At 40.6% G+C, this 22,767-nt stretch carries 23 protein-coding genes; 17 read left to right on the top strand and 6 right to left on the bottom strand.

Annotated elements, in window-relative coordinates; genetic code table 11:
• Positions 1–60 precede the first annotated feature (60 nt).
• Together G6053_RS04645 and G6053_RS04640 are read left to right on the top strand one after the other, a co-directional pair.
• Entirely contained in the window at positions 61–720 is a 660-nt protein-coding gene (locus tag G6053_RS04645; RefSeq protein WP_165305668.1) for an ABC transporter ATP-binding protein, read from the top strand.
• A gap of 98 nt (positions 721–818) precedes the next feature.
• Entirely contained in the window at positions 819–1,670 is an 852-nt protein-coding gene (locus tag G6053_RS04640) for a transglutaminase-like domain-containing protein (RefSeq protein ID WP_313533326.1), read from the top strand.
• Between the two features lie 16 nt (positions 1,671–1,686).
• Here G6053_RS04640 and G6053_RS04635 read toward each other — a convergent pair whose 3' ends face one another.
• Positions 1,687–2,835, bottom strand: coding sequence for a hypothetical protein (locus G6053_RS04635; RefSeq protein ID WP_165305667.1), 1,149 nt, complete (start codon positions 2,833–2,835; stop codon positions 1,687–1,689).
• A 177-nt stretch (positions 2,836–3,012) separates the two neighbouring features.
• Here G6053_RS04635 and G6053_RS04630 point away from each other — a divergent pair, with 177 nt between their 5' ends.
• The 13 genes from G6053_RS04630 (at position 3,013) to G6053_RS04570 (ending at position 15,914) form a co-directional block, all read left to right on the top strand.
• A complete protein-coding gene (locus tag G6053_RS04630; RefSeq protein WP_104385119.1) occupies positions 3,013–3,663 on the top strand; it encodes an epoxyqueuosine reductase QueH in 651 nt (216 codons plus the stop codon).
• 102 nt (positions 3,664–3,765) lie between these two features.
• The gene (locus tag G6053_RS04625; RefSeq protein WP_104384881.1) at positions 3,766–4,302 is read left to right on the top strand and encodes a DUF177 domain-containing protein; all 537 of its coding nucleotides are present in this window, start codon (positions 3,766–3,768) and stop codon (positions 4,300–4,302) included.
• A 14-nt stretch (positions 4,303–4,316) separates the two neighbouring features.
• A complete protein-coding gene (rpmF, locus tag G6053_RS04620) occupies positions 4,317–4,508 on the top strand; it encodes a 50S ribosomal protein L32 (protein ID WP_046672269.1) in 192 nt (63 codons plus the stop codon).
• A gap of 106 nt (positions 4,509–4,614) precedes the next feature.
• Positions 4,615–5,553, top strand: a complete 939-nt coding sequence (plsX, locus tag G6053_RS04615; RefSeq protein WP_104384882.1) for a phosphate acyltransferase PlsX — start codon at positions 4,615–4,617, stop codon at positions 5,551–5,553.
• Between the two features lie 6 nt (positions 5,554–5,559).
• Entirely contained in the window at positions 5,560–6,549 is a 990-nt protein-coding gene (locus G6053_RS04610) for a beta-ketoacyl-ACP synthase III (protein ID WP_108635887.1), read from the top strand.
• Between the two features lie 75 nt (positions 6,550–6,624).
• Positions 6,625–7,104: an acetyl-CoA carboxylase biotin carboxyl carrier protein gene (accB, locus tag G6053_RS04605; protein ID WP_108635888.1), complete on the top strand. Its 480-nt coding sequence runs from the start codon at positions 6,625–6,627 to the stop codon at positions 7,102–7,104.
• Between the two features lie 71 nt (positions 7,105–7,175).
• Positions 7,176–8,531 (top strand): acetyl-CoA carboxylase biotin carboxylase subunit, encoded by a 1,356-nt coding sequence (accC, locus tag G6053_RS04600; protein WP_108635889.1) that lies wholly within the window; start codon positions 7,176–7,178, stop codon positions 8,529–8,531.
• A gap of 76 nt (positions 8,532–8,607) precedes the next feature.
• Positions 8,608–9,468, top strand: a complete 861-nt coding sequence (gene tatC, locus G6053_RS04595) for a twin-arginine translocase subunit TatC (protein ID WP_108635890.1) — start codon at positions 8,608–8,610, stop codon at positions 9,466–9,468.
• A 13-nt stretch (positions 9,469–9,481) separates the two neighbouring features.
• The gene (gene rpiB / locus G6053_RS04590) at positions 9,482–9,928 is read left to right on the top strand and encodes a ribose 5-phosphate isomerase B (RefSeq protein WP_108635891.1); all 447 of its coding nucleotides are present in this window, start codon (positions 9,482–9,484) and stop codon (positions 9,926–9,928) included.
• A gap of 184 nt (positions 9,929–10,112) precedes the next feature.
• Positions 10,113–11,687: a M28 family peptidase gene (locus G6053_RS04585; protein WP_108635892.1), complete on the top strand. Its 1,575-nt coding sequence runs from the start codon at positions 10,113–10,115 to the stop codon at positions 11,685–11,687.
• Positions 11,688–11,908: 221 nt separating this feature from the next.
• Positions 11,909–14,593 carry a carboxypeptidase-like regulatory domain-containing protein gene (locus G6053_RS04580; protein WP_165305666.1) on the top strand — a complete coding sequence of 895 codons (2,685 nt, stop codon included), beginning with the start codon at positions 11,909–11,911 and terminating at the stop codon, positions 14,591–14,593.
• Between the two features lie 90 nt (positions 14,594–14,683).
• A complete protein-coding gene (locus G6053_RS04575; RefSeq protein ID WP_108635894.1) occupies positions 14,684–15,619 on the top strand; it encodes a J domain-containing protein in 936 nt (311 codons plus the stop codon).
• Positions 15,620–15,623: 4 nt separating this feature from the next.
• Positions 15,624–15,914, top strand: a complete 291-nt coding sequence (locus tag G6053_RS04570) for a chaperone modulator CbpM (protein WP_108635895.1) — start codon at positions 15,624–15,626, stop codon at positions 15,912–15,914.
• Positions 15,915–15,950: 36 nt separating this feature from the next.
• Here G6053_RS04570 and G6053_RS04565 read toward each other — a convergent pair whose 3' ends face one another.
• The 5 genes from G6053_RS04565 to G6053_RS04545 all read right to left on the bottom strand — a co-directional run bounded on the left by G6053_RS04565 (position 15,951) and on the right by G6053_RS04545 (position 20,564).
• The gene (locus G6053_RS04565; RefSeq protein ID WP_108635896.1) at positions 15,951–16,844 is read right to left on the bottom strand and encodes a hypothetical protein; all 894 of its coding nucleotides are present in this window, start codon (positions 16,842–16,844) and stop codon (positions 15,951–15,953) included.
• A gap of 12 nt (positions 16,845–16,856) precedes the next feature.
• Positions 16,857–18,896 carry an energy transducer TonB gene (locus G6053_RS04560; protein WP_165305665.1) on the bottom strand — a complete coding sequence of 680 codons (2,040 nt, stop codon included), beginning with the start codon at positions 18,894–18,896 and terminating at the stop codon, positions 16,857–16,859.
• A gap of 29 nt (positions 18,897–18,925) precedes the next feature.
• On the bottom strand, positions 18,926–19,294 hold the full coding sequence (locus G6053_RS04555) for a BlaI/MecI/CopY family transcriptional regulator (protein ID WP_108635898.1): 369 nt from the start codon (positions 19,292–19,294) through the stop codon (positions 18,926–18,928).
• Between the two features lie 149 nt (positions 19,295–19,443).
• The gene (arfB, locus tag G6053_RS04550) at positions 19,444–19,848 is read right to left on the bottom strand and encodes an alternative ribosome rescue aminoacyl-tRNA hydrolase ArfB (RefSeq protein WP_108635899.1); all 405 of its coding nucleotides are present in this window, start codon (positions 19,846–19,848) and stop codon (positions 19,444–19,446) included.
• Positions 19,845–20,564, bottom strand: a complete 720-nt coding sequence (locus G6053_RS04545) for a DUF1003 domain-containing protein (protein WP_108635900.1) — start codon at positions 20,562–20,564, stop codon at positions 19,845–19,847. The genes arfB and G6053_RS04545 overlap by 4 nt, the downstream gene beginning before the upstream one ends.
• Before the next feature lie 257 nt (positions 20,565–20,821).
• Between G6053_RS04545 and bshA the strand changes: the two genes are divergently transcribed.
• Positions 20,822–21,964, top strand: coding sequence for an N-acetyl-alpha-D-glucosaminyl L-malate synthase BshA (bshA, locus tag G6053_RS04540; protein ID WP_108635901.1), 1,143 nt, complete (start codon positions 20,822–20,824; stop codon positions 21,962–21,964).
• Between the two features lie 74 nt (positions 21,965–22,038).
• Positions 22,039–22,743 carry a UMP kinase gene (pyrH, locus tag G6053_RS04535; protein WP_075991132.1) on the top strand — a complete coding sequence of 235 codons (705 nt, stop codon included), beginning with the start codon at positions 22,039–22,041 and terminating at the stop codon, positions 22,741–22,743.
• The last annotated feature ends 24 nt before the right edge of the window (positions 22,744–22,767 follow it).

Genomic DNA, 22,767 nt, shown 5'->3' with positions numbered 1-22,767 from the left:
AAGCTTCCGGCTGATACAACCAGGGTCTCCATACTCAAATCTAAATACTCAATACTAACAATGATACAATTAAAACATTTATTCAAGTGGTATAATGTAGGTGGTACACGCTCATTTGTGCTCAAAGATGTCAGTTTAGATATAGCAGAAGGTGATTTCATCTCCATCATGGGGCCTTCGGGTTCAGGAAAATCCACCCTGTTGAATATCATCGGTATGCTGGACGAACCCGATGAAGGTGAATATATCTTTATGGATGAAAATGTATTGGAGATGAAAGCAAAAAAACGGACGCAACTGTACCAATCTCATATTGGATACGTATTTCAAGCTTACCATTTATTGGATGAATTGACGGTATATGAAAATATAGAAACACCATTGATCTATAAAGACATTTCCGGCAAAGAGCGAAAAGCCATTGTAGCCGATATGCTTGACCGTTTTGGCATTGTGGGAAAGAAAGATCTGTTTCCAGCTCAGCTATCCGGTGGACAGCAACAGATTGTCGGCATCGCACGCGCATTGGCCGGCTCTCCAAAACTCTTGTTGGCCGATGAACCTACGGGTAACCTCAATTCCAAGCAAGGCGAAGAGATCATGGAGCTTTTCAAACAATTGAATGATGACGGTGTCACGATCATACAAGTTACCCACTCCGAAAAAAATGCGGAGTACGGCAAAAGAATTGTCAATATGCTGGATGGGCAGCTCAAATAATTGTATGCCAATTTAACCTGAATAATCCCTACTTGGTACATGAATTACTGTAGGGATTTTTTTGTATCCATTTCTCAATTCATTTTTTTAACTTCGTTATGATGAATGAGAGCGCGCTGAAATCGTTAATATTCCTGTTGGACGATACCGATCAACAGGTTATTCAGGAAGTGGAACATCAATTGAAAAGCCAAGGTCCTGAAATTGTCCCTTATTTGGAGAAATTCTGGGAATCCAGCTTCGATCCAAGGGTACAGGGGCGGTTGGAAAACATTATCCATGAAATTCAGTTTGAGCAGACCAAAAATGAGCTACAGATCTGGAATCTGAGCAATTCCTTCAATCTGCTGGAGGGACTTATCATCCTCAATAATTATCAGTACCCATCTTATGAAGACCATAAAATCGTGTTGAAGATCGAAGATCTGAAAACAGAGGTCTGGCGCGGGCTACAATACGATATGAGTCCCCTGGAGAAGGTAAACCTATTGAATCACGTGCTATTTGGCTCCTTTGGTTTAGCTGGCAATACAAAAGATTATCACCATCCACAAAACTCTTATATCGGTCAGGTTTTGGACACGAAACAGGGAAACCCTCTGACCTTATCCTGTATCTATAGCATTATTGCGCAAAAGCTGGATATCCCGATCTATGGGATTAACCTGCCCAAGCATTTTATCTTGGCTTACATGGATTCGGATGAGGAAGGAAATGAACATGTTTTGTTTTACATCAATGCATTTAACCGGGGGCAGATCATGCAAAAAAGTGATGTGAATTCGTTCCTGAAGCAGTTGAACTTAGGTCCTGAGCGAGAGTTTACTTATCCATGCGACAATGTGACAATCATGAAGCGTGCCTTACGAAATCTGCTCTCGGCCTATGAAGCCAATGAAAGTGTAGGCAAGCAACAGGAAATCAGAGAACTGTTCGAATTGCTTGCCTGATATATAAATTGACAAACTAGAAATCAGTTCTTTCTCTGGCATCCAAAAAGATATAATTTGGTATCAGTGTCCCATAATTTTTTGTCATCTCGGGTGTTGCATTCCCTTGATCCTTCAATTCAAAACGCGAGATTTTTCTTGTAGTCAAATCGGAGACGTAAAAGAATTTACCATTTTCAGTACGATCATCAATGGCTATTCCCCAAGGTGCCCTCAACCCCGTATTTGTGCCACCGATTACATAATCAGGTGAGACGGCTTCTTTGGTACTCCCACTAAATAACTCCTTCGGATTCTTAAAGAATAACACCTCTTCTCCCGCGGTAACCGCCAATAATGCCTTATTTGGTGCGTAAGACACGGCTCCCAAGCCTTTTTTTCCCTGTATATAGACTTTCATCGCCGGGGAGAAAGTATTCGAATTAACAATGGTATCCCGCGCTCTGTCGATCAGTTCCCGCTTAAGATTTGTATAAACAGCAAAACCGCTACCCTTATTAGCACCATCCTCATCAAACCCGACCAACAACAATTTTTCATTGGGATCACTCGTGTTACTTTGTAACAGCGTCACTGATGTCGGAACAATATCCCCCAGACTGATCTGTTTATCGATAATTTTGGAACCGCCTGTCGATCCGCCTTTTCCTTCCGGACGGCTTACCGCATATAACATATTATTGTTTGTCACTGCAAGTAGAAAATTGGTCAGAACAGATCCCGAATTACCATTTTGTTGCGCATAGGTATAATAAGCCAGTCCTTTGACGTTCGCAAAGCCCGTATAGCCAATAGCACTTGCATTTCCCGGAATCCCGTAAACGTCGTCCAGTGCAATACGCTGGATAAAGGTATCCTGCGCGACGGTCCCTGAACTCGCCTGAAAAATTGATTTTGCATTAGGGTCAAAGATGACTGGCCCCCCGCCTTTTGCAGGAGAAAGATACTGATAGATATTATCCAAGCTATTGGTATCAGCAGGGTCCACAATAAAGAGATTTTTAATCGAAGAATTATTCGCCTGATAATTCTGAAAAGAAATATACAATCTTGAAATAAGTGTTGCCTCTCCACGCTCAGGTTCATCATCTAATTTTTTACAGGAAGCAACGCCTATTAAACTGGCGAACAATACAATAACACAGGTTCGAAATGAAAATTTCATATATTTTTTATTATAAATAGCTTATTGCGTCAAACATACAAATCTACTAATATATGCAGAATATCAATGAATTTATATGATTCTTTTGGACATATAGTACGGGAACTCAAACGGAAATATTTGTCATTCCGCTACTTTTTGATTAAAATTGCCTTTGTTTTTGATATCATATACATTATGGAAAAGAAGGAATTTGTACGGGAGAAGTTGGCATTACCGGGAGAAGGCAAGAAATTGCTTTTACACTCCTGCTGTGCACCCTGTTCCGGAGAAGTCATGGAAGCGTTGATTGCTTCAGATATCGATTTTACGATTTATTTCTACAATCCCAATATTCATCCACGCAAGGAATACGATCTGCGCAAAGATGAAAATATCCGGTTTGCCGAAAAACACAATATCCCTTTTATTGATGCGGATTACGATGTGGACCATTGGTTTGACCTGGCTAAAGGCATGGAACAGGAGCCTGAACGGGGGATCCGTTGCACCATGTGCTTTGATATGCGTTTCGAGAAAACAGCAGAATATGCGGCGGCTAATGGCTTTGATGTGATCTCAAGTTCATTAGGTATTTCCCGCTGGAAAAACATGGAACAGATCAACGACTGTGGCCTACGTGCAGCCTCACGTCATGAAGGTATGGAGTACTGGACATTCAACTGGCGCAAGAAAGGTGGTTCGGCACGGATGCTTGAAGTGTCCAAAAAAGAGAAATTCTACATGCAGGAATACTGCGGTTGTGCCTATTCGCTACGTGACACCAATAAATGGCGCATGGCAAATGGACGCGAAAAAATAGAGTTAGGTAAAAATTATTATGAATAAGTCGTGCCATGCGTATATATAAAGCGTTCGACCGGAATATTTAAAAAAATATTTCGATCCTAATGATTTTATACATACCTTTGCAGGCTCAAATGCAAGATTGTGAAACATCTAAAACAATACAGAATTCCCTTTTCGGGACTCAACGCTGGAAAGCACAATTTTGAATTTGACATAAATAAAAAGTTCTTTGACTGCTACGAACATTCGATTGTAAAAGATGGCAATCTGAAAGCAGAAGTTGAATTGCAAAAACAGGAAAACCTGTTGATTTTGCATTTTGATATCCAAGGCGAGATTCAATTGACTTGTGATACCTGCTTGAAAGAGTTTATGTCACCGATTTCAATTCAAGAACGGATATTGGTCAAATTCACGGATGAAGATTGGACAGACAACACGGAAGAAGTGTTGATCTTATCAAAAAGCGACCATGAGTTGGATATAGCTGAGTTATTGTACGAATACATCAATTTAGCTGTTCCCTATATCGTGAAATGTGAGGAGCAGGGAGAGGGCATAGCATGCGATCCTGAAATGCTGGCTTTGTTTACAAGCGAGCCGGATGCAGAGGAGCAAAAAGAAGAAGAAATTATCGACCCACGTTGGGAAGCATTGAGAAATATTAAAAATAACTAAAACAAAAATACGAGATGGCACATCCAAAACGTAAAACTTCTAAATCAAGAAGAGACAAAAGAAGAACACATTATAAAGCTGAAGCTCCTAGCTTGACAGTATGTAAAGAAACTGGCGCAGTTCATTTACCACACCGTGCATACACTGTAGACGGAAACTTGTACTACAACGGTAAATTGATCATTGAAAATACAGCTGTTGTCTAAGGTAAACCTTTCATAACACCAAAACATCCCAAACAAGCAATATTTTAGAAATTTGCTTTATTTTGGGATGTTTTTTGCGTATTATTGATTTACTAAATAATAACGGATGAAGATTGGTTTAGATATTTTAGGAGGAGATTATGCTCCTAAAGCAACGATAACAGGTGCGATTGAAGCACAAAAACAGCTTACTGGAGACCAAAAAATAGTCCTTTTTGGTAAAACTGAAGAGACGAAGCAATTAATCGATCAAGCCGGAGGAAATTCATCTGACTTTGAATATGTGGAAGCTCCAGAAGTCATTGCAATGGGCGAACATCCAACCAAAGCGATAACTCAAAAACCCAACTCAAGTATTGCAAAGGGATTTGAATATTTAAAAAACAAAGAAATCGACTCATTCGCATCCGCGGGTAACACCGGAGCCATGCTCGTGGGATCGATGTTCAGCGTAAAAGCTATTCCAGGCGTATTGCGCCCAGCCATAGCATCAATTGTTCCAAAATTGAAATCAGGATTCGGACTCTTACTGGATGTCGGCGCAAACGCAGACTGTAAACCGGAGATGCTGAATCAATTTGCAATGTTGGGCAGCCTCTTTGCCGAGCATGTATTCAATGTATCCAATCCTAAAGTCGGATTATTGAACATCGGAGAAGAAGAAGAAAAAGGAAACATCCTGACAACCTCTACCTACCCCCTACTTAAAGCCAACGACAAGATTAACTTTATCGGAAATGCAGAAGGCCGCGACCTGTTCAGTGACCATGCCGACGTATACGTCTGCGATGGATTTACGGGCAATGTGGTCTTAAAACTTGCAGAATCATTTTATGTAGTGACCCTGAAAAAAGGTTTTAAAGATGATTTCTTCGATCGATTCAACTACGAGCAGTACGGCGGTAGTCCAATCTTAGGAGTCAATGCTCCTGTCATTATTGGTCATGGTATTTCAACACCGGAGGCCATTAAAAATATGGTTTTATTTTCAAGAGATATGATCGAGTCTAAATTCATTGACAGCATCAGATCTATTTTCAATTAAGTATTTATGTCAAAGATTCATGCCGCAATTACGGCTGTAAATGGTTACGTTCCGGATTACATCCTCACCAACAAAGAGTTGGAAACAATGGTCGATACCAACGACGAGTGGATTGTATCACGAACAGGAATCAAAGAAAGACGCATCTTAAAGGGTGAAGGGCTTGCTACATCAGATCTTGCTGTACCTGCCGTTCAGGGTTTATTGAAAAAGAGAGGAATAGAAGCGACGGATATCGATTTAATTATCTTCTGTACCAGTACTCCAGATATGTTGTTTCCGGCCACAGCAAATATTCTGGCCGATAAAATCGGAGCGACAAATGCGTGGGGATTCGATCTTCAGGCAGCTTGTTCAGGCTTCTTGTTCGGTCTAAATACCGGAACACAGTTTATCACCGCAGGCACACACAAAAAAGTGCTTGTCATCGGTGCAGATAAAATGTCATCGGTCATCAATTATCAGGACCGCAACACCTGTATCCTTTTTGGTGATGGATGCGGTTGTGTGTTATTGGAACCGAATGAGGAAGGATTGGGTATACAGGATGCGATTTTGAAAACTGATGGTTCCGGTGGCCAGTACCTCAATATTAAAGGTGGTGGTTCATTAAATCCAGCCTCACATGCTACTGTTGACGCAGGATTACATTATGCCTACCAAGAAGGCCGTACAGTATTCAAATTTGCTGTGACCAATATGGCGGACGTAGCGCATGAAGTGATGGAAAAAAACAACTTGAAATCAGAAGATATCGCCTGGTTGGTACCTCATCAGGCCAATAAACGTATCATTGATGCGACGGCCGAACGTGTAGGTCTTCCAGACGAAAAAGTGATGGTAAACATCCAAAAATACGGTAATACCACCAGTGGGACAATCCCACTATGCCTATGGGAATGGGAATCTCAATTGAAAAAAGGAGATAACCTGATCCTTGCCGCTTTCGGCGGTGGTTTCACCTGGGGATCCATCTATTTAAAATGGGCGTATTAATTGTCCATTTTATGGTATAATTTATTACTTTTGACAGTTAGAATTTTTTAAGAAACAAACAAAACCTAGAATACTATGGGTATGGATATCAAACAAATTCAGGACTTGATTAAATTCGTTTCAAAATCAGGTGTGAATGAAGTCTCGATTGAAGAGCAAGATTTTAAAATTACAATAAAAACAAATCAAGAGCCTACGTATGTAACAGCTACTGTTCCGGCTGTAGCGCCTGTGGCCGCAGCGCCAGTTGCACAAGCAGCAGCTCCAGCGCCGGTGGCTACTCCTGCTGCTCCAGCTGCTAGCAATGACGCAAACTTGATTACCGTTAAATCACCTATGATCGGTACATTTTATCGTTCAGCTGGTCCGGGTAAACCATCTTTCGTTAATATTGGCGATGATATCAATACAGGTTCTGTATTGTGTATTATTGAAGCAATGAAATTGTTCAACGAAATCGAATCTGAAGTTTCTGGTAAAATCGTTAAGATTTTGGTAGAAGATGCTCAACCTGTTGAGTATGATCAACCATTATTCTTAGTAGAGCCTAAGTAATTTACGAACGTAAATGAATACTATGTAGCCTCAAAAGGGCTACATTTTTGTAAACTTCATAATTCAAGAAAATGTTTAAAAAAATATTAATTGCAAATAGAGGAGAAATCGCCCTGCGCATTATCCGTACCTGCCGTGAGATGGGTATCAAAAGTGTTGCAGTATATTCGACCGCAGATAGAGATAGCTTACACGTACGCTTTGCTGATGAAGCGGTTTGTATTGGCCCTCCACCGAGTAAAGATTCTTACTTAAACATTCCTAATATTATTTCTGCGGCTGAATTGACAAATGCAGATGCAATTCACCCAGGATATGGTTTCTTGTCTGAGAACGCACGTTTTTCGGCAATCTGTGCAGAGTATGGCATCAAATTTATCGGTGCTACTGCTGAACAAATTGAGAAAATGGGCGACAAGTCCCGTGCGAAGGACACCATGAAGCAAGCTGGCGTACCTACTGTGCCCGGATCAGATGGTTTGATCTCAAACGTAAAAGAAGGCATCAAACTAGCCAATGAAATAGGTTATCCTGTTATTATTAAAGCTACGGCCGGCGGTGGTGGCCGTGGTATGCGAATCATCTGGAAAGACGAAGAGTTCGAACCAGCTTGGGATTCTGCCCGTGTAGAATCTGCTGCTGCTTTTGGTAACGATGGTATCTACCTTGAGAAATATGTTGAGGAACCCCGTCACATTGAATTCCAGATCGTAGGCGACCAATTTGGTACAGTGTGTCACTTATCAGAACGTGACTGCTCGATCCAACGTCGTCACCAAAAATTGATCGAGGAATCTCCTTCACCGTTTATGACACCTGAATTAAGGGCTGAAATGGGTGAAGCGGCTGTCAAAGGTGCAAAAGCTGTAAACTATGAGGGTGCAGGTACAATCGAGTTCTTGGTTGACAAACACCGCAACTTCTACTTTATGGAAATGAATACACGTATTCAGGTAGAGCATCCCGTAACCGAAGAAGTGATCAACTTCGACCTGATTAAAGAGCAGATCAAAGTTGCGGCAGGAATTCCGATCTCCGGAAAGAATTATGAACCGGAAATGCACGCGATCGAGTGTCGTATCAATGCAGAAGATCCGTTTAATAACTTCCGTCCTTCACCGGGCAAAATCACGAATTTTCACTCTCCGGGAGGTCATGGTGTACGCGTAGATACACATGTTTACTCTGGCTATACTATTCCGCCAAACTATGACTCCATGATCGCTAAATTGATCTGTGTTGCACAAACACGTGAAGAAGCAATCTGTACCATGGAGCGTGCATTGAGCGAATTCGTAATCGAAGGTATCAAAACTACCATTCCTCTGCACCTGAGATTGATGCGCGACCCTAACTTTAGAGCGGGCAATTTCACGACAAAATTCATGGAAACATTTGACCTAACTGAATATCCTGTAGAAGATTAAATAAAATTGTCTTTACATACATAAAAAATACCATTCTTTACAATAAGAATGGTATTTTTGTTTCCAAACAATTTTTATGAGTACACCAAATTCGAAAGATTTAATACAAGCTATCAAAAATAAGGGGAAGAATATAGAAGCAGAAATGTCTTTCTTTGACCATCTTGAGGTCTTGAGATGGCATTTGGTTCGTTCAGCTATTGCAATCTGTATCTTTGCCGGTATCGCATTTACATTTTATGACTTTGTATTCAACGATATTATCATGGGTCCCAAGAATCTCGATTTTTGGACTTATCGCATGATGTGCAAAGCCGCAGATGCATTTAATCTAGCCGACTTCTGTGTCAAGAAAATACCTTTTAACATTATCAATACGGAATTAGCAGGGCAATTTATGCTCCAGATCAACTCCTGTCTTTTGATGGCTTTGATGATGGGTTTTCCCTATCTTTTATTCGAAATTTGGCTATTCGTAAAACCAGCATTGACAGATGTTGAAAGACGTTCTGCACGTGGATTTGTGTTTTACTCTTCCATGTTGTTTCTTTTAGGGGCACTTTTCGGATACTATATTGTTGTACCATTATCCATTAACTTTCTGGCGAACGTGTCCTTAAGTGACGAAATCGTGAATCAGATTACCATCGACAATTATCTGTCCACGATCGCCACGTTGACATTAGGTTGTGGGATTGTTTTCCTGCTTCCGATCCTGGTATTTATTCTGTCCAAGATAGGCATTATGACACCTGAATTTATGCGTGCCAGCCGTCGCTATGCCACTGTAATTATTTTGGTCATCGCAGCGGTCATCACACCTTCTGCGGATATCATCACCATGTTGACTGTTGCTGCACCGATGTTCTTATTGTATGAAGTCAGTATCATGGTCTCAGCAGATGTCAAAAGAAAAAAATTAGCACTAGAAAAATAAAATAACAATAGAAATGAGCAGCGTAAAGAAAATTGCGATTGGAAGTGACCATGCAGGTTTTGAGTACAAAACGGCATTAGTTGGTTTTTTGAATGAACTGGGCTATGAAGTTCAGGACTTTGGAACAAACTCGCCAGATTCAGTGGACTACCCAGATTTTGCACATCCCGTCGCATCCGCAGTGGAAAACAAAGAAGCTGATGCTGGTGTGCTAATTTGCGGCAGTGCAAACGGTGTTGCGATAACGGCCAATAAACATCAGAATATCCGTGCCGCAATCTGTTGGCTGGAAGAAATTGCCGCATTGGCACGCCAACACAACGACGCGAATGTCGTATGTGTGCCGGCACGTTTTATCGACCTTGATTTAGCTAAAAAGATCGTATCAACTTTTATGACAACCGATTTTGAAGGTGGCCGTCATGCCAACCGTGTCAATAAAATAGCTTGCGACTGTTAATAAATTAACATATTTTAAGAAGCGGATGAAAGGTAAACTATACTTTTCATCCGCTTTTTTAGTTATATTGTGTAGAAGTAAGGAGGGTGGGAACCATAAAAAACAAAGTAATAGATACAGCTTAAGGTCTAGGCTTACAGCACCAAAGACCGCTGCATTGAACACCAAAAGAATAAAATAAACAATGAAGAAAATACATAACCTGATCTGGATAGCATTTGCTGCGATGAGCTGTGCTCAGGCACAGGATGTCAGCAGCAAATATGCCAGCGAGATCACCGTAGAATCTACACAAAAGCATTTGCGGACACTCGCTTCCGTGGACTTCGAAGGAAGAGGAACAGGACAAAAAGGCGGGCAGCTGGCTGCAGATTATATAGCAAACGAGTTCAAGAAATACGGGCTTTCAGCCCCAGTAAATGGGTCCTACTTCCAACCTTTACGGCTCATACACAATAGTTTTAAAGTCAAGCACTTTAGCATCAATGACCGACCATTCTTAAATGGAAAAGATATCTTTGTCATCGGCAACAATGAGGATAAGCTCTTTGAAAGCAATGAGATTATCTTCATTGGTTATGGGATCGATGATCCAAAGTATTCCGACATCAGCGGTTTAGACCTGACCAATAAAGTTGTCTTATTATTGAATGAAGGTGAACCTACGGATGACAAAGGAAATTCATGGATCACCGGGAAAAAAAACCTGTCTGACTGGTCGACAAGCAGAAATAAAAAAATAAAGGAAATTCTCAAGAAGAAACCAAAGTTGGTGCTGGCTGTCAACAGTCAGCTTTCACAACTGCTTGAAGATGCGGGAGACCGTGCTACCGAAGGCCGCTATAACCTGGCCATAGATCAGCCGGCACCCGAAAAATCCCCCATGATCCCCGTTGTCAACATTACCGATCATGCAGCGAATTATATCTTCAATCTGGCACGTACAAATCTTGCGGCTGTAGTTGGTAAAATCAACCGTTCCGGACAGGCAAATTCCTTCGCGATCAGTACAAACCTCAAAGCTGAGTTCGGCACAAATGCAAAACCTTTAGCCGACCCAAATATCCTGGGATATTTAGAAGGAACCGACAAAAAAGATGAAATTGTTGTCATTGGGGGGCATTATGATCACGACGGCAAAGATTCCAAAGGAAACATCTTCTTCGGTGCAGATGACAATGCATCCGGAACAACGGCTGTACTTGAGCTCGCACGTAGCTTTTCCCGCGCAAAAGCCGCAGGCAATGGCCCAAGGCGCAGTATTCTATTTATTACTTATGCAGCTGAAGAAAAAGGTTTACTCGGTTCTAAATTTTATACCGAAAACCCAGTTTTTCCATTGGCAAATACCGTAGCCTGTATCAACATTGATATGATCGGGCGTGTTGATGACAAACATCTTAAAGGAAATCATGATTATATTCATGCGATCGGTTCAGACAAACTAAGCTCTGAACTCTACCAGATCAATAAAGATGAAAATGACAAAAACACCAAGCTGGAGATAGATTACATGTATGACAATCCAAAGGATCCAATGCGTCTTTATTACCGTTCTGACCATTATAACTTTGCAAAGAAAGGCATACCATCCATCTTCTATTTTTCGGGTCTTCATCCCGACTACCATACACCCGCGGATACCTATGACAAAATCGACTTCCCGCTGATGGTCAAACGGGAAAAATTGGTCTTTTTTACGGCATGGCAGATCGCCAATAGAGAAAACCGTCTGGCAATAGACAGCAACAAAGAGTAAAAATAGTTTTCGCTATAATAAAAAAAGGTCGGGTAAAAGCAGTTTACCTGACCTTTTTTTATTACACAAGACCACCTATTCCGCTAGCAGATAAATTATGCCTTTAGTGTTAAACTCTGTTAAAACATAGCCATAATACCGACTCCTATTTTTTGTTTCACCTACTACTTAGTATAATTGTACTAAATAATTGTACTAAGCCAATAGCCAAAATAACCTTTATGAAAATACTGTTTATTTTCTACTTTCTGCTTCTTTTTACCATTCCCGCTTTATCTCAAACAAAAGGGAAAGCAAACGGAACAATACTATCGCAAGCAGGTGAACCACTTGAAAAAGCAACAGTCACGGTGCTTGCTCCCAAGGACTCCGCTGTCATCTCGTATTTACTGACAGATGCCAAGGGAAACTTCGAGTTTTTTCGGCTACCGGCCGAAACCAGGCTTATTTTAATTGTATCACATATCAATGCCTCCCCTTACAGCCAAGATTTTAGTATTCACAATGGGTCACATAATTTTGGGCAATTAAAGCTCGCGGCTAAAAGCCTGGATGAAGTTGTGGTCAATGTTCTCCCTCCCGTCCGGATGAACAAAGACACATTGGAATATAATACCAGCTTCTTTAAAACGAGGCCCAATGCCAATGTAGAAGAACTAATTAAACAGCTCCCCGGATTACAGGTCAATATGGACGGGACCATCTACTATCAGGGAAAAGAAGTATCAAAAGTCAAAATCAATGACAAAGATTTCTTTTCCACGGATGTACGCATCGCTACACGAAATCTGGATGCTTCTTTAATAAAAACAGTACAGGTATATCGTGACAAAGGTGAATCTAAGATCAATGTCGAAGATGAAGACAGGCTCCCAATTACGATCAATCTTAAAGTCAAGAAAGAGTTTTTAAAAGCGAGCTTCGGAAAAGCATATGGGAGTGCTGGCACCAGAGGGCATTACGAAGCAGGAGCACTGTTTAACACCTTTCGGGATACATTGCAATTGAGTTTTCTGGCATTTGGAAACAATGTCAATAGACAGAGTTTCGATTATAATGAATTAAACCAGCAAGGTGGATTGGGCCGAGCGGAAAGTTATGGTTTTGATAGCTTTGGCGGGCGAAATTACTCGGGGAAAGCAAATGATGTCGGTATCGGTTTCAATCTCAACAATGACTGGGGCAAAAAAACAAAACTTAACATCATGTATATGCTGAAGCATAACAACACCGAAAATGCTAACCAGTCCAGTAATATCGCAAAATTCGATTCCATCGAGCAATTCAATAACAGTAATTATGAGGAACGCAAAAAACGCTTAGGTCATGATCTGAAGTCCCTATTTCGACACCGACTGGATACGACCGCCTATCTTGAATTTAAACCGAGTATTAGGATCAATAGCGATCACAACGATTCGAAGTCCTTTTCAAAAACTGATACACAGCAAGATAGCATAAACAGATCACAAACAAGGGGAGATTCTAAGCAAGCCCAGTTCAACTATTCACATAATTTTTATATTGAAAAACAGTTCAACAAAAAGCATAGTCTTTCTTTTCGCAATGAAATCAACTACAGCAACAATGATGTGGATGGCACCAATGAACAACTGAGTGAGATCTACAACAACCCAAATCCAAGAACCCTCCTATGGACAAACGAAGGTTCGGTAACGAAGTCCCGTGCCATCAATTCGACGATCAGTTATTTCAACAAAACGGTGAAAAAGTTAGATTTCAATCTATTTTTTTCCCTCAATAAAAACAGCCGTTCGCAGACCGAAACTTTCTATTTTGATCGGAACAACAGCGGAAAGACTCATGGGAACGATCTTGAAAACAATTTTGATTACAATTACCAAGAATATGTCACGGGTCTTAAGCTTTATTGGAAACCCGTGAAAGATATGTTTATTGATATAGGAACCACCTACGCCATAAAGGATGATCATTTCAATCTCAAACAGCTCAACGAAGAGAAAAAGTTCAAAAATGGCTATTGGCTTCCTAATGTTTCCGTTCGTTACAAAAATCTGTCACTCAGTTGGCAGAAAAATATCCAATCGCCCGCCACAAATGGAATCCGCACGGTTGAAAACGACCTCAACCCATTACAAACCCGATTGAAGGCGTTTATTTTCGATAACATAGAAACCCAACAGGTAAGCGTATCTTTTTATGCATATAACGCGAAGATCCAATTCAATACCGGAGGAAATATTAACTACCAAGAACGCAGCATCGGCACTAGAAGCTGGCGTGATGCCAAAAATGGTCATTATACCGTTCAATCTTATTTAGCTGGTTCCAGGTATAATTCTTCTTTATATAGTTTCCTCAGATATAGTTTTAAAAGCGGCGAAAACTGGAATTTTTACCTTTCCCAGACCAGTACTGCTTATAATTTCGAAAATTACAGTACAATCAATGACATCGCCAATAAATCAAATAATGTGGGGATAGATCTATCGCAGGAATTTTCCATTACCTGGAGAAATCTGATCGGTATTCAACCCAAGTATACTTATAACAGGAATAAAAACTTAAATTCCACCAAAAACCATCCCGACTTTGCTGAAACAGCTTATTCAACACATCAGATCGGCATGGGATTAAACATCAACCCTATTAAGGGCTTTTCGTTAGAGAGCACTTATTCATTGGATAATAGAGCAAGTGGATTAAATGGAAGAAAAAACTACCATATATTGAACGCTTCGATGTACTATACTTTTAAAAACAAGTCTCAAGTGAAGCTGACAGGCTTTGACATCCTGAATCAAAATACACAAAATTACTGGGGAAGTCAGGGAAACATGACTTATTTTGGAAGTTCAATGACCTTAAAACAGTATTTTATGCTCGGATATATCCACAAATTCAATATGATAAAAACCAAATGATGGGTCTATCTGGAAAAGTTTGATTTGACGACAAGCAGAAACATTTTACCTGTATTTATTGTTATCTTTAGGATAAAACACGTATAATTTATGGCTTTTGTAGATTACTATAAAGTGCTTGGCATTGATAAAACGGCTTCGGCAGATGATATCAAAAAAGCATATCGAAAACTAGCGCGTAAATATCATCCTGATGTCAACCCCAATGATAACGAGGCTAAACAACGGTTTCAGGAGATCAATGAAGCGAATGAAGTCTTATCCGATCCCGAGAAACGTAAAAAATATGACCAATATGGCGAACATTGGCAGCATGGAGAGGAGTACGAAAAAGCACAGCAGCAATACCGACAATCCCAATCTGGTGGTGGCAATCCTTTTGGTGCCGGCGGGAACCCATTTGGTGGCGGTGCGGGTTCTTATGAGTATACCGGAAATTTTGATGATGGTCAATTCTCGGATTTTTTCGAGCAGATGTTTGGCAGTCGGCGTGGTGGCGGCAGACAAAGTACCTTCCGCGGGCAGGACTTTAATGCCGAGCTGAGTTTAACGCTCCAACAGGCCTACACTACCCACCAACAAACCTTTAATATCAACGGCAAGAGTATCCGTATTACGATTCATGCGGGTGTTGAGGATGGACAGAAAATCAAATTAAAGGGCTATGGTAGCGAAGGAATCAATGGCGGCCCTAAAGGCGATTTATATATTACGATCAACATCACGCCGGATGCAAATTTCAAACGTCAGGGAAATGATCTGTACACCTCGCTGGATGTAGACCTCTATACGGCGATTTTAGGTGGCGAGGCAACACTCGATACCTTTGGCGGTAAGATCAAATTAAAGGTCAAACCCGAAAGTCAAAACGGTGCAAAAATGCGGCTCAAGGGCAAAGGTTTTCCGCTATACCGGAAAGAAGGTGAATTTGGAGACCTCTACGTAAGCCTAAACATCAAAATGCCCAGCAATCTATCCGATGACGAAAAAGCGCTATTTCAACAATTGAAGGATTTAAAGCAATAATCTTATGGAAACGACACTCATAAAAGTGATAGACTTCTGTCAGTCTAGAAAGGTTGAAACAACTTTTCTACAGACCATGGAGGAATATGGACTCATTCATATTGTCATCCAGCAGGAAGAACAATATATCGACGAAGATGAACTCAAGAAACTGGAACGTTTCTCAAATCTATATTACGATCTCGAAGTAAATCCCCAGGGAATTCAGGTAGCCAATCATCTATTGGATAAGGTCGAACAACTGCAAAATGAGATCTTACTACTCAAAAATAAATTAAAAGCCCTGGATTATTAGTCCAGGGCTTTTATACCCGTCAATAAAATAGAATAATTAGAATACCACGTCCTTCTCGGTATTGATTTTGGTCTGCCAGACGATTTTATCCTGCAACGTTGTATAGAGAATTTCATAATCCCCTTTACAAACGACGAATGAGCCATAAAAATCTTTTGGCTTCATTAGCCGGTAGACCACCAATGTACGCTTCCCTTCTACATTTCCGTATGCTTTCATCAGCATATATCCGGTCTTGTTAATCTTCTCCTCAGGAATCTTATAGTCCAGATGCGAGCGGCTCCCATCATCAGGACATAAGATCTCCGTCCTGCTTGGCGTAAAAACATAACGGTCACGATACATAGCCACATTAGATAATACAATATCCTTCGCCCAGGCAATGTCATTGAAATCAGCCGGAAGCAGAAAGATCATGCTGACCATCTTTTCCTGCCAGAGCCTGTCATTGAACGGAATAACAAAATGCAACAGCTTTTGCCCTTTGAATTCATTTATGTTGTAGAAATACCGTCCTTCCCTGTTTTCTTCCCGCTGAAGGGCGGTCAAGTCCAGTAAATGATTTCTTTTGCCTTTGACATTCGGAAAATTGTTTATCACCGCAAGCATGTCATAACTATATTTCCCTTTCATATGCCCGGTAAATAAGACCTTGTAAGCAGTATCCGAGTAATTTAGATGTTTGAGTACATTTTTGTATTTAGCAGTAACCTTACTCACATTGATCGGCCCACCATTGGATTGCCAGTTCTCTTCCTTTAAAATATCATCGCCTAAAAATACAGCCAGGTTTTTATCGATATTGATAAAATATTCGTCCCCCTCCACGGTATAGCCATTTGATGCCACCTGATAGGATTTGCAGGAAACAAATGCAAAAATTAGCCACACAGTGATCAACAGAAGTAAGGGTTTCTCTTTTTTAAACATCCGGGCGGTCTTCTAAGATTTTAAATTCTGCATCTTTAATCCTTCCCAACGGTAAACATCATAAAAATTACCATTCACTTTCATTACCCTTAATGTCAATTCATATTGATTTCTAACAGGGCTGCCATCGAGAATACCGGGCTTCCATTTTGCTCCAGATCGCAACAGTCGGACTAACTCGTCACCAGCCTTCGTATTGGGCGTGCTGACAACTTTAAAATTATTCAGCTGACCATTTTTTTCGACAACAAATTGCACCACGACATTCCCATCTTTACCAGTTGAGTTTGGTGCGTAATTTTTCATCACATAATCACGTAAGGCAATCATCCCTCCGATAGGTTCTGATGTCACGTCTACACGCGTATAATTTTTTACATAACCACCATTCGGGGCAAATTTGTAGTAGAAGGCAGCTTTTGATTCAACAGGTTTACCATCCACCAGGGCAGGCTCCCATTTTGACTGCGACAATAATTTGGTCGCTTGATCAACAAACTGTTTGTCCAGATCCGTCCTGATTTTTAAAGACTTTATTGTACCATCGGGATTAATAATAAAGTAACTTTCAATCACGGGATCGAGGTCTTTATTGGATATTTTTCGCGGCATTTTAAAATTCTGGGCAAACCAGCTGCTTAAGCCATCAACGCCGAGCTTTGGTGTAGCAACCGCTTTTTTTGATTTAGCTGGCGAGCTACCCTCTTGCATTGTATTTAAACGGATAGGTAAGGTATAGGCTACACGTACTTTTCGACCGTTTTGTAGGCCGGGATTCCATTTTGCTGCACTTTTCATTAACTTCAATGCAGCTTCACCGGTACCATAGCCCAGTTCTTTTTTGAGTTCAAAACTCGACAAGCTCCCATCCTGTTCCACAATGAAGGAAATTTCAATAATACCATTCACTGCGTTTTCCAATGCGGCTTTCGGATAGTCGTAATTGTTGCTAACCCACATCATAAATTGCCGCATGCCACCAACGGGTTCAGGAACAACTTCAACTTCGGTAAAAACAGCATCCTTCCGAGGGTTCGTTGTATCCTGCTGGATCAAGGCGTTGGCGCTCCCATCCGCATAAACATTGCTTCCTGCCACAGCTGGTGAAGGTTCAACAATCGCATTCCATTGCCTTCCCGGTGCTTGGTTCGCCGGGATCAACTCTTCAACAGGCCTGACTGATTCTTTTGATCCGGGTATCTCCAGCTTGTTAATGGAGCTTTCCACATCGGTGACAAGATCCTTCGCCCGGCTTGTATTAAATACCAAGGTGGAAGCCGTCACCACCAATAGCATTGGTAAAATGGTTACATACAAAAGCTTATGTTTCTGCGTTGATTTATTCTTAAATAACATCATAATTCTTTTCTTTAAAAACGAATGATTAGAAAACTCATGCGTCAGCGGAAGATGATCCGTCTGCAGGGCGTGAGCGACCAACATTTCGGCATAAGCCACCTTATCTGTCGAACAGATTTCGTCGGCTATACATTCGTGCTGGAACTTTAACTCCTTTTGAAAGAAATATAAAATCGGATTAAACCAGTTGAAAATTTTCAACAGCTCCATCAAAAGCAAATCGTAAGAGTGGCCCTGGTCGACATGAACACGCTCATGTAATTCGATACTGCCACTGTCTTTAATAGACTCGCCAATGATGATTTTATTGAAAAATGAAAAACTTAGATAGTCCTGTTCGTGACGCAAAGCGCGAAATAACCACATCAGCCGAGCGATCAGGAAAACACAGGCAATCGCAACTCCTGTCCAATAGACATAAGTCATCATGTCTATCAGATAAATGGGCTGCTCCTGCGGGCGGCTAATGGCAATGTCCATATAGCCGCTCAGATCCACCATCGGTATGGAATACGCTATTATCTGGGCTTTCGGTAATTCAATAAAAATCCCAATGGGTGCCAAGATCGAGAAAAATATCATCCCGATCAAATAAACCCGATTCCATTGAAAAAAGGTGAGTTTTCGAAAAATCAGCCTATAGAGCGCAAAGCTGATAATCAATGAAACATTGACAATCAATAAGTAAATCATAATCAAAAGTTTATAAGAGGTGGTTGTTGTTATTTGTTTTTTCGGATAATCGAAAGAATATCATCTAATTCTTTGACATCCAATTTATTCTCTTCCAGAAAATAAGAAAGCATACTTTTGGGAGAATTATCAAAATAATTATTCAACAACTTACCAGTGATTCCTTTTTTATATTCCTCTTTTGAAATCTTTGGCAAATACTGATGGCTTTTACCAAAAGACTCATGCGATACAAAACCCTTGGTTTCGAGAATACGCACTATCGTTGAAACTGTATTGTAAGCAGGTTTTGGTTCAGGTAGTCGGTCAATGATATCTTTGACAAAACCACGTTCCATTTCCCAAAGCTCCTGCATGATCTGTTCTTCTGCTTTAGTCAACTCTTTAAAATCTTCCATAACTCCTTTATATTAACAGTACTGTTGTAATCGATTACAATACAAGTATATAACTAAAGAAATAGTTCTACAACTATTTCTTTAGTTATATGCATAAGTTACTGATTATAAATAAAATAAAATTAAACCAAATACTACTTTATAACAGACTAATCTTCAAAATTCCGTCTGCGTAAAGCTTTCAGCTGGGACTGTTGCTTCTTGCGGTCTAGCCTTTTTAACACACTGGAATAGGGTATTTTGGTTTTCTTTCTTGGTTTTATGGGTATAAGGGCATCCTTCACCAGGTGAAGAAAACGATCAATGGCAATTTCCTTGTTGCGTATCTGCGAGCGGTCTGTATCAGATTCCAGCTGCAAAATGCCTTCTTTATTTATGCGATTTGAGAGCCTTTCAGTCAGAATGGCCTTTTCCTCGGCTGATAAAACTGTCGACTGTTCCACATCCCATTGTAGGGTCACTTTGGAGGATACCTTATTGACATGTTGCCCCCCTGCCCCACCGGACCGTGAAAATTTAAACGTCAGCTCTCCGATTAATCCTGTTATATTCATTTGTTTTTAAATGCTTCTTCTATTTTTTCCATCTTCTTGAGCAGAAAGCCTAATTTCTCGACTTGGTCACGCTGCACTTCAACGAGTTCCTGCTCTTTGCGAATAATGAGATGGTCTATTTTTTCATGTAGTTCCCTGATTTCAAGTTCAGCTTTGAGGTTAACCATATAATCATTCCGTGCCCGCTCACGGTCTTTGGCCTCCTGCCTATTTTGGCTCATCATAATGACAGGTGCCTGTAGCGCGGCGACACAAGATAAGATGAGATTAAGCAAAATAAATGGATAAGGGTCAAAACCTTTATTATTTAGCCAATAGGTATTGAACGCAATCCAGATCAGCAAAAATGCGAGGAAAGAAATAATAAATGTCCAACTCCCGCCGAATTCGGCAACTTTATCCGCTACACGTTCTCCCACCGAGGTCGCGCCGCCTACATCACTGTCTATACCTGCACTAATGACTTTATTATCCTTAAAGCTCTGTATCACTTGTTGATCCAATTGACTGAGCTGTCCAGACTCATCCTTCAAAAATTCGGTAATATAGGCTTCCTTAAACCGCGTCAGTTCAGAGGCAGCAATGCACTTATCTTTCGCAAAACCCGGGTATTCCTTCCGGATCAATTTAAAAATAGGTTGTCGAATAGAAGCACCCCAAATACGCTGTTCGATAGGGAATTGCTGTCCTGAAATATCACTTGTAAAATTGTCCATATACCGCTTAAATGTCTACTTAAAGATAATGCTTTTTAAGTAATCAAAAAATTCACAAAACTATGGCAATTGGTTTTTGTTATTTTAGGCATAAATAGTCGAAATTTGCAGCACAAAAAATTAGTTATGAAATCATCAGGATTTATTCGCACACAGAAAAGGCGGTAAATCTGACGCTTCATCACCTTTAAAATAGAACCGAGTGCAGCGAGTTCATTTGTACCAATGAAAGCGAACACTAAATAAAAATTATATCAATGAAAATAGGCATTGTTTGTTATCCCACATTTGGTGGCAGTGGTGTTGTGGCAACGGAATTAGGAAAGGCTCTGGCGGCCAATGGACATGAGATCCATTTTATAACCTACCGACAACCTGCACGCCTAGATTTCTTTTCGGAAAACCTATACTATCACGAAGTAGCAGTATCCCAATATCCACTTTTTGACTTTTTACCTTACGAATCCGCCCTGGCCAGTAAACTGGTTGATGTTGTACGTTTTGAAAAGCTGGATCTGATCCATGTGCATTATGCAATTCCCCACGCTTCGGCTGCGTTTATGGCAAAGCAAATATTGCTGACGACTTATGGCATTAATATCCCTGTTGTGACCACTCTTCATGGCACAGATATTACACTGGTTGGAAAGGATAAGAGCTTTAGCCCGGTCGTCACCTTTTCGATCAATCAGTCAGACGGTGTAACCGCCGTTTCACAAAATCTAAAAGATGAGACACTCCGATATTTTGATATCTCCAGAGATATTAAAGTGATTACCAACTTTATCGATCTCGATAGATTCAGTAATAGGGATCGCTCCCATTTCAAAAAAGCGATTGCTCCGGGCAACGAACGGATCCTGGTCCACACCTCGAATTTCAGAAAAGTCAAAAATACAGAAGACGTTATTCGTATATTTAAGAAAGTACATGACGTCATCCCTTCCAAACTATTAATGGTAGGTGACGGGCCCGAACGCCGCAACGCGGAAGAATTATCCAGAGAATTGGATGTGTGTAAAGATGTTCGCTTTTTGGGCAAACAGGATGCCGTGGAAGAGATTTTATCTGTTTCCGATCTTTTCCTGATGCCTTCCAGTTCCGAAAGTTTTGGATTGGCCGCACTAGAAGCAATGGCCTGTCAGGTCCCGGTAGTTTCATCCAATACGGGTGGATTACCAGAGCTCAATGAAAATGGTGTCACAGGATTCCTCAGTAATGTGGGTGATGTAGATGATATGGCCAAGAATGCAATCTATATTTTAGAAGATGCAGAACGATTGGAAAAATTTAAAGAAGCGGCGTTAAATCATGCTAAAAAATTCCAATTGTCTAATATCATGCCGCTATACGAACAATATTACCAGGAAGTGATTGATCAAACGACAAAAGCGCAATAAATATCATTTTTGGCCTTAAGGGTTGAAAAAAAAATTTTATCTTTGACCTTTGGAAAATTTCCAAAAAAACAATTATGAAATACAAACGTATCTTATTAAAACTTAGCGGTGAATCCTTAATGGGTGACCAAAGCTATGGTATCGATATTAACCGTGTATCACAATACGCTAATGATATCAAAGAAATTCACGATCAAGGTCTAGAAATCGCAATTGTTATCGGCGGTGGTAACATTTACCGCGGTTTAAGCGCTGAAAAATCAGGGATGGACCGTGTTCAGGCAGACTACATGGGAATGCTTGCGACCGTCATCAACAGTATGGCACTTCAGGATGCACTTGAGAAAGTTGGGAAAAAGACACGTTTGCTAACGGCAATCAAAATGGAACAGATCTGCGAACCGTTTATTCGCAGAAGAGCGGTACGGCACCTGGAAAAGGGACGTATTGTTATTTTCGGAGCTGGTACCGGAAACCCATATTTCACAACCGATACGGCAGCGTCATTACGCGCGATTGAAATCAACGCCGATGCTGTATTAAAAGGAACACGTGTAGATGGTATCTATACCGCTGATCCGGAGAAAGATCCTAGTGCAACAAAATTTGAAGAGATCTCATTCACGGAAGTATATGAAAAAGGGTTAAACGTAATGGATATGACCGCCTTTACCCTCTGTCAAGAAAATAAATTACCAATCATTGTATTTGACATGAACAAGCCGGGCAACTTATTGAAACTTGCAAACGGTGAACATGTCGGAACTGTGGTAAAATAATTAATATCTGTAAAAAACGTAATC

Origin of the sequence: Sphingobacterium sp. DR205, assembly GCF_011064245.1 — a bacterium.
Lineage (GTDB): Bacteria > Bacteroidota > Bacteroidia > Sphingobacteriales > Sphingobacteriaceae > Sphingobacterium > Sphingobacterium athyrii.
Note: the sequence above shows the minus strand (reverse complement) of the source record. Positions and strands in the feature narration are given on the sequence as shown.

Coding starts and splice junctions, on each gene's coding strand:
- G6053_RS04545 (WP_108635900.1), bottom strand. CDS start 20,564: ATGGACAATTTTACAAGTGATATTTCAGGACAGCAATTCCCTATCGAA.
- G6053_RS04565 (WP_108635896.1), bottom strand. CDS start 16,844: ATGTTTAAAAAAGAGAAACCCTTACTTCTGTTGATCACTGTGTGGCTA.
- rpiB (WP_108635891.1), top strand. CDS start 9,482: ATGAGCAGCGTAAAGAAAATTGCGATTGGAAGTGACCATGCAGGTTTT.
- G6053_RS04635 (WP_165305667.1), bottom strand. CDS start 2,835: ATGAAATTTTCATTTCGAACCTGTGTTATTGTATTGTTCGCCAGTTTA.
- G6053_RS04570 (WP_108635895.1), top strand. CDS start 15,624: ATGGAAACGACACTCATAAAAGTGATAGACTTCTGTCAGTCTAGAAAG.
- G6053_RS04610 (WP_108635887.1), top strand. CDS start 5,560: ATGTCAAAGATTCATGCCGCAATTACGGCTGTAAATGGTTACGTTCCG.
- bshA (WP_108635901.1), top strand. CDS start 20,822: ATGAAAATAGGCATTGTTTGTTATCCCACATTTGGTGGCAGTGGTGTT.
- G6053_RS04630 (WP_104385119.1), top strand. CDS start 3,013: ATGGAAAAGAAGGAATTTGTACGGGAGAAGTTGGCATTACCGGGAGAA.
- plsX (WP_104384882.1), top strand. CDS start 4,615: ATGAAGATTGGTTTAGATATTTTAGGAGGAGATTATGCTCCTAAAGCA.
- G6053_RS04560 (WP_165305665.1), bottom strand. CDS start 18,896: ATGATTTACTTATTGATTGTCAATGTTTCATTGATTATCAGCTTTGCG.
- G6053_RS04585 (WP_108635892.1), top strand. CDS start 10,113: ATGAAGAAAATACATAACCTGATCTGGATAGCATTTGCTGCGATGAGC.
- arfB (WP_108635899.1), bottom strand. CDS start 19,848: ATGAATATAACAGGATTAATCGGAGAGCTGACGTTTAAATTTTCACGG.
- G6053_RS04645 (WP_165305668.1), top strand. CDS start 61: ATGATACAATTAAAACATTTATTCAAGTGGTATAATGTAGGTGGTACA.
- G6053_RS04580 (WP_165305666.1), top strand. CDS start 11,909: ATGAAAATACTGTTTATTTTCTACTTTCTGCTTCTTTTTACCATTCCC.
- tatC (WP_108635890.1), top strand. CDS start 8,608: ATGAGTACACCAAATTCGAAAGATTTAATACAAGCTATCAAAAATAAG.
- pyrH (WP_075991132.1), top strand. CDS start 22,039: ATGAAATACAAACGTATCTTATTAAAACTTAGCGGTGAATCCTTAATG.
- G6053_RS04555 (WP_108635898.1), bottom strand. CDS start 19,294: ATGGAAGATTTTAAAGAGTTGACTAAAGCAGAAGAACAGATCATGCAG.
- accB (WP_108635888.1), top strand. CDS start 6,625: ATGGGTATGGATATCAAACAAATTCAGGACTTGATTAAATTCGTTTCA.
- G6053_RS04575 (WP_108635894.1), top strand. CDS start 14,684: ATGGCTTTTGTAGATTACTATAAAGTGCTTGGCATTGATAAAACGGCT.
- G6053_RS04640 (WP_313533326.1), top strand. CDS start 819: ATGATGAATGAGAGCGCGCTGAAATCGTTAATATTCCTGTTGGACGAT.
- rpmF (WP_046672269.1), top strand. CDS start 4,317: ATGGCACATCCAAAACGTAAAACTTCTAAATCAAGAAGAGACAAAAGA.
- accC (WP_108635889.1), top strand. CDS start 7,176: ATGTTTAAAAAAATATTAATTGCAAATAGAGGAGAAATCGCCCTGCGC.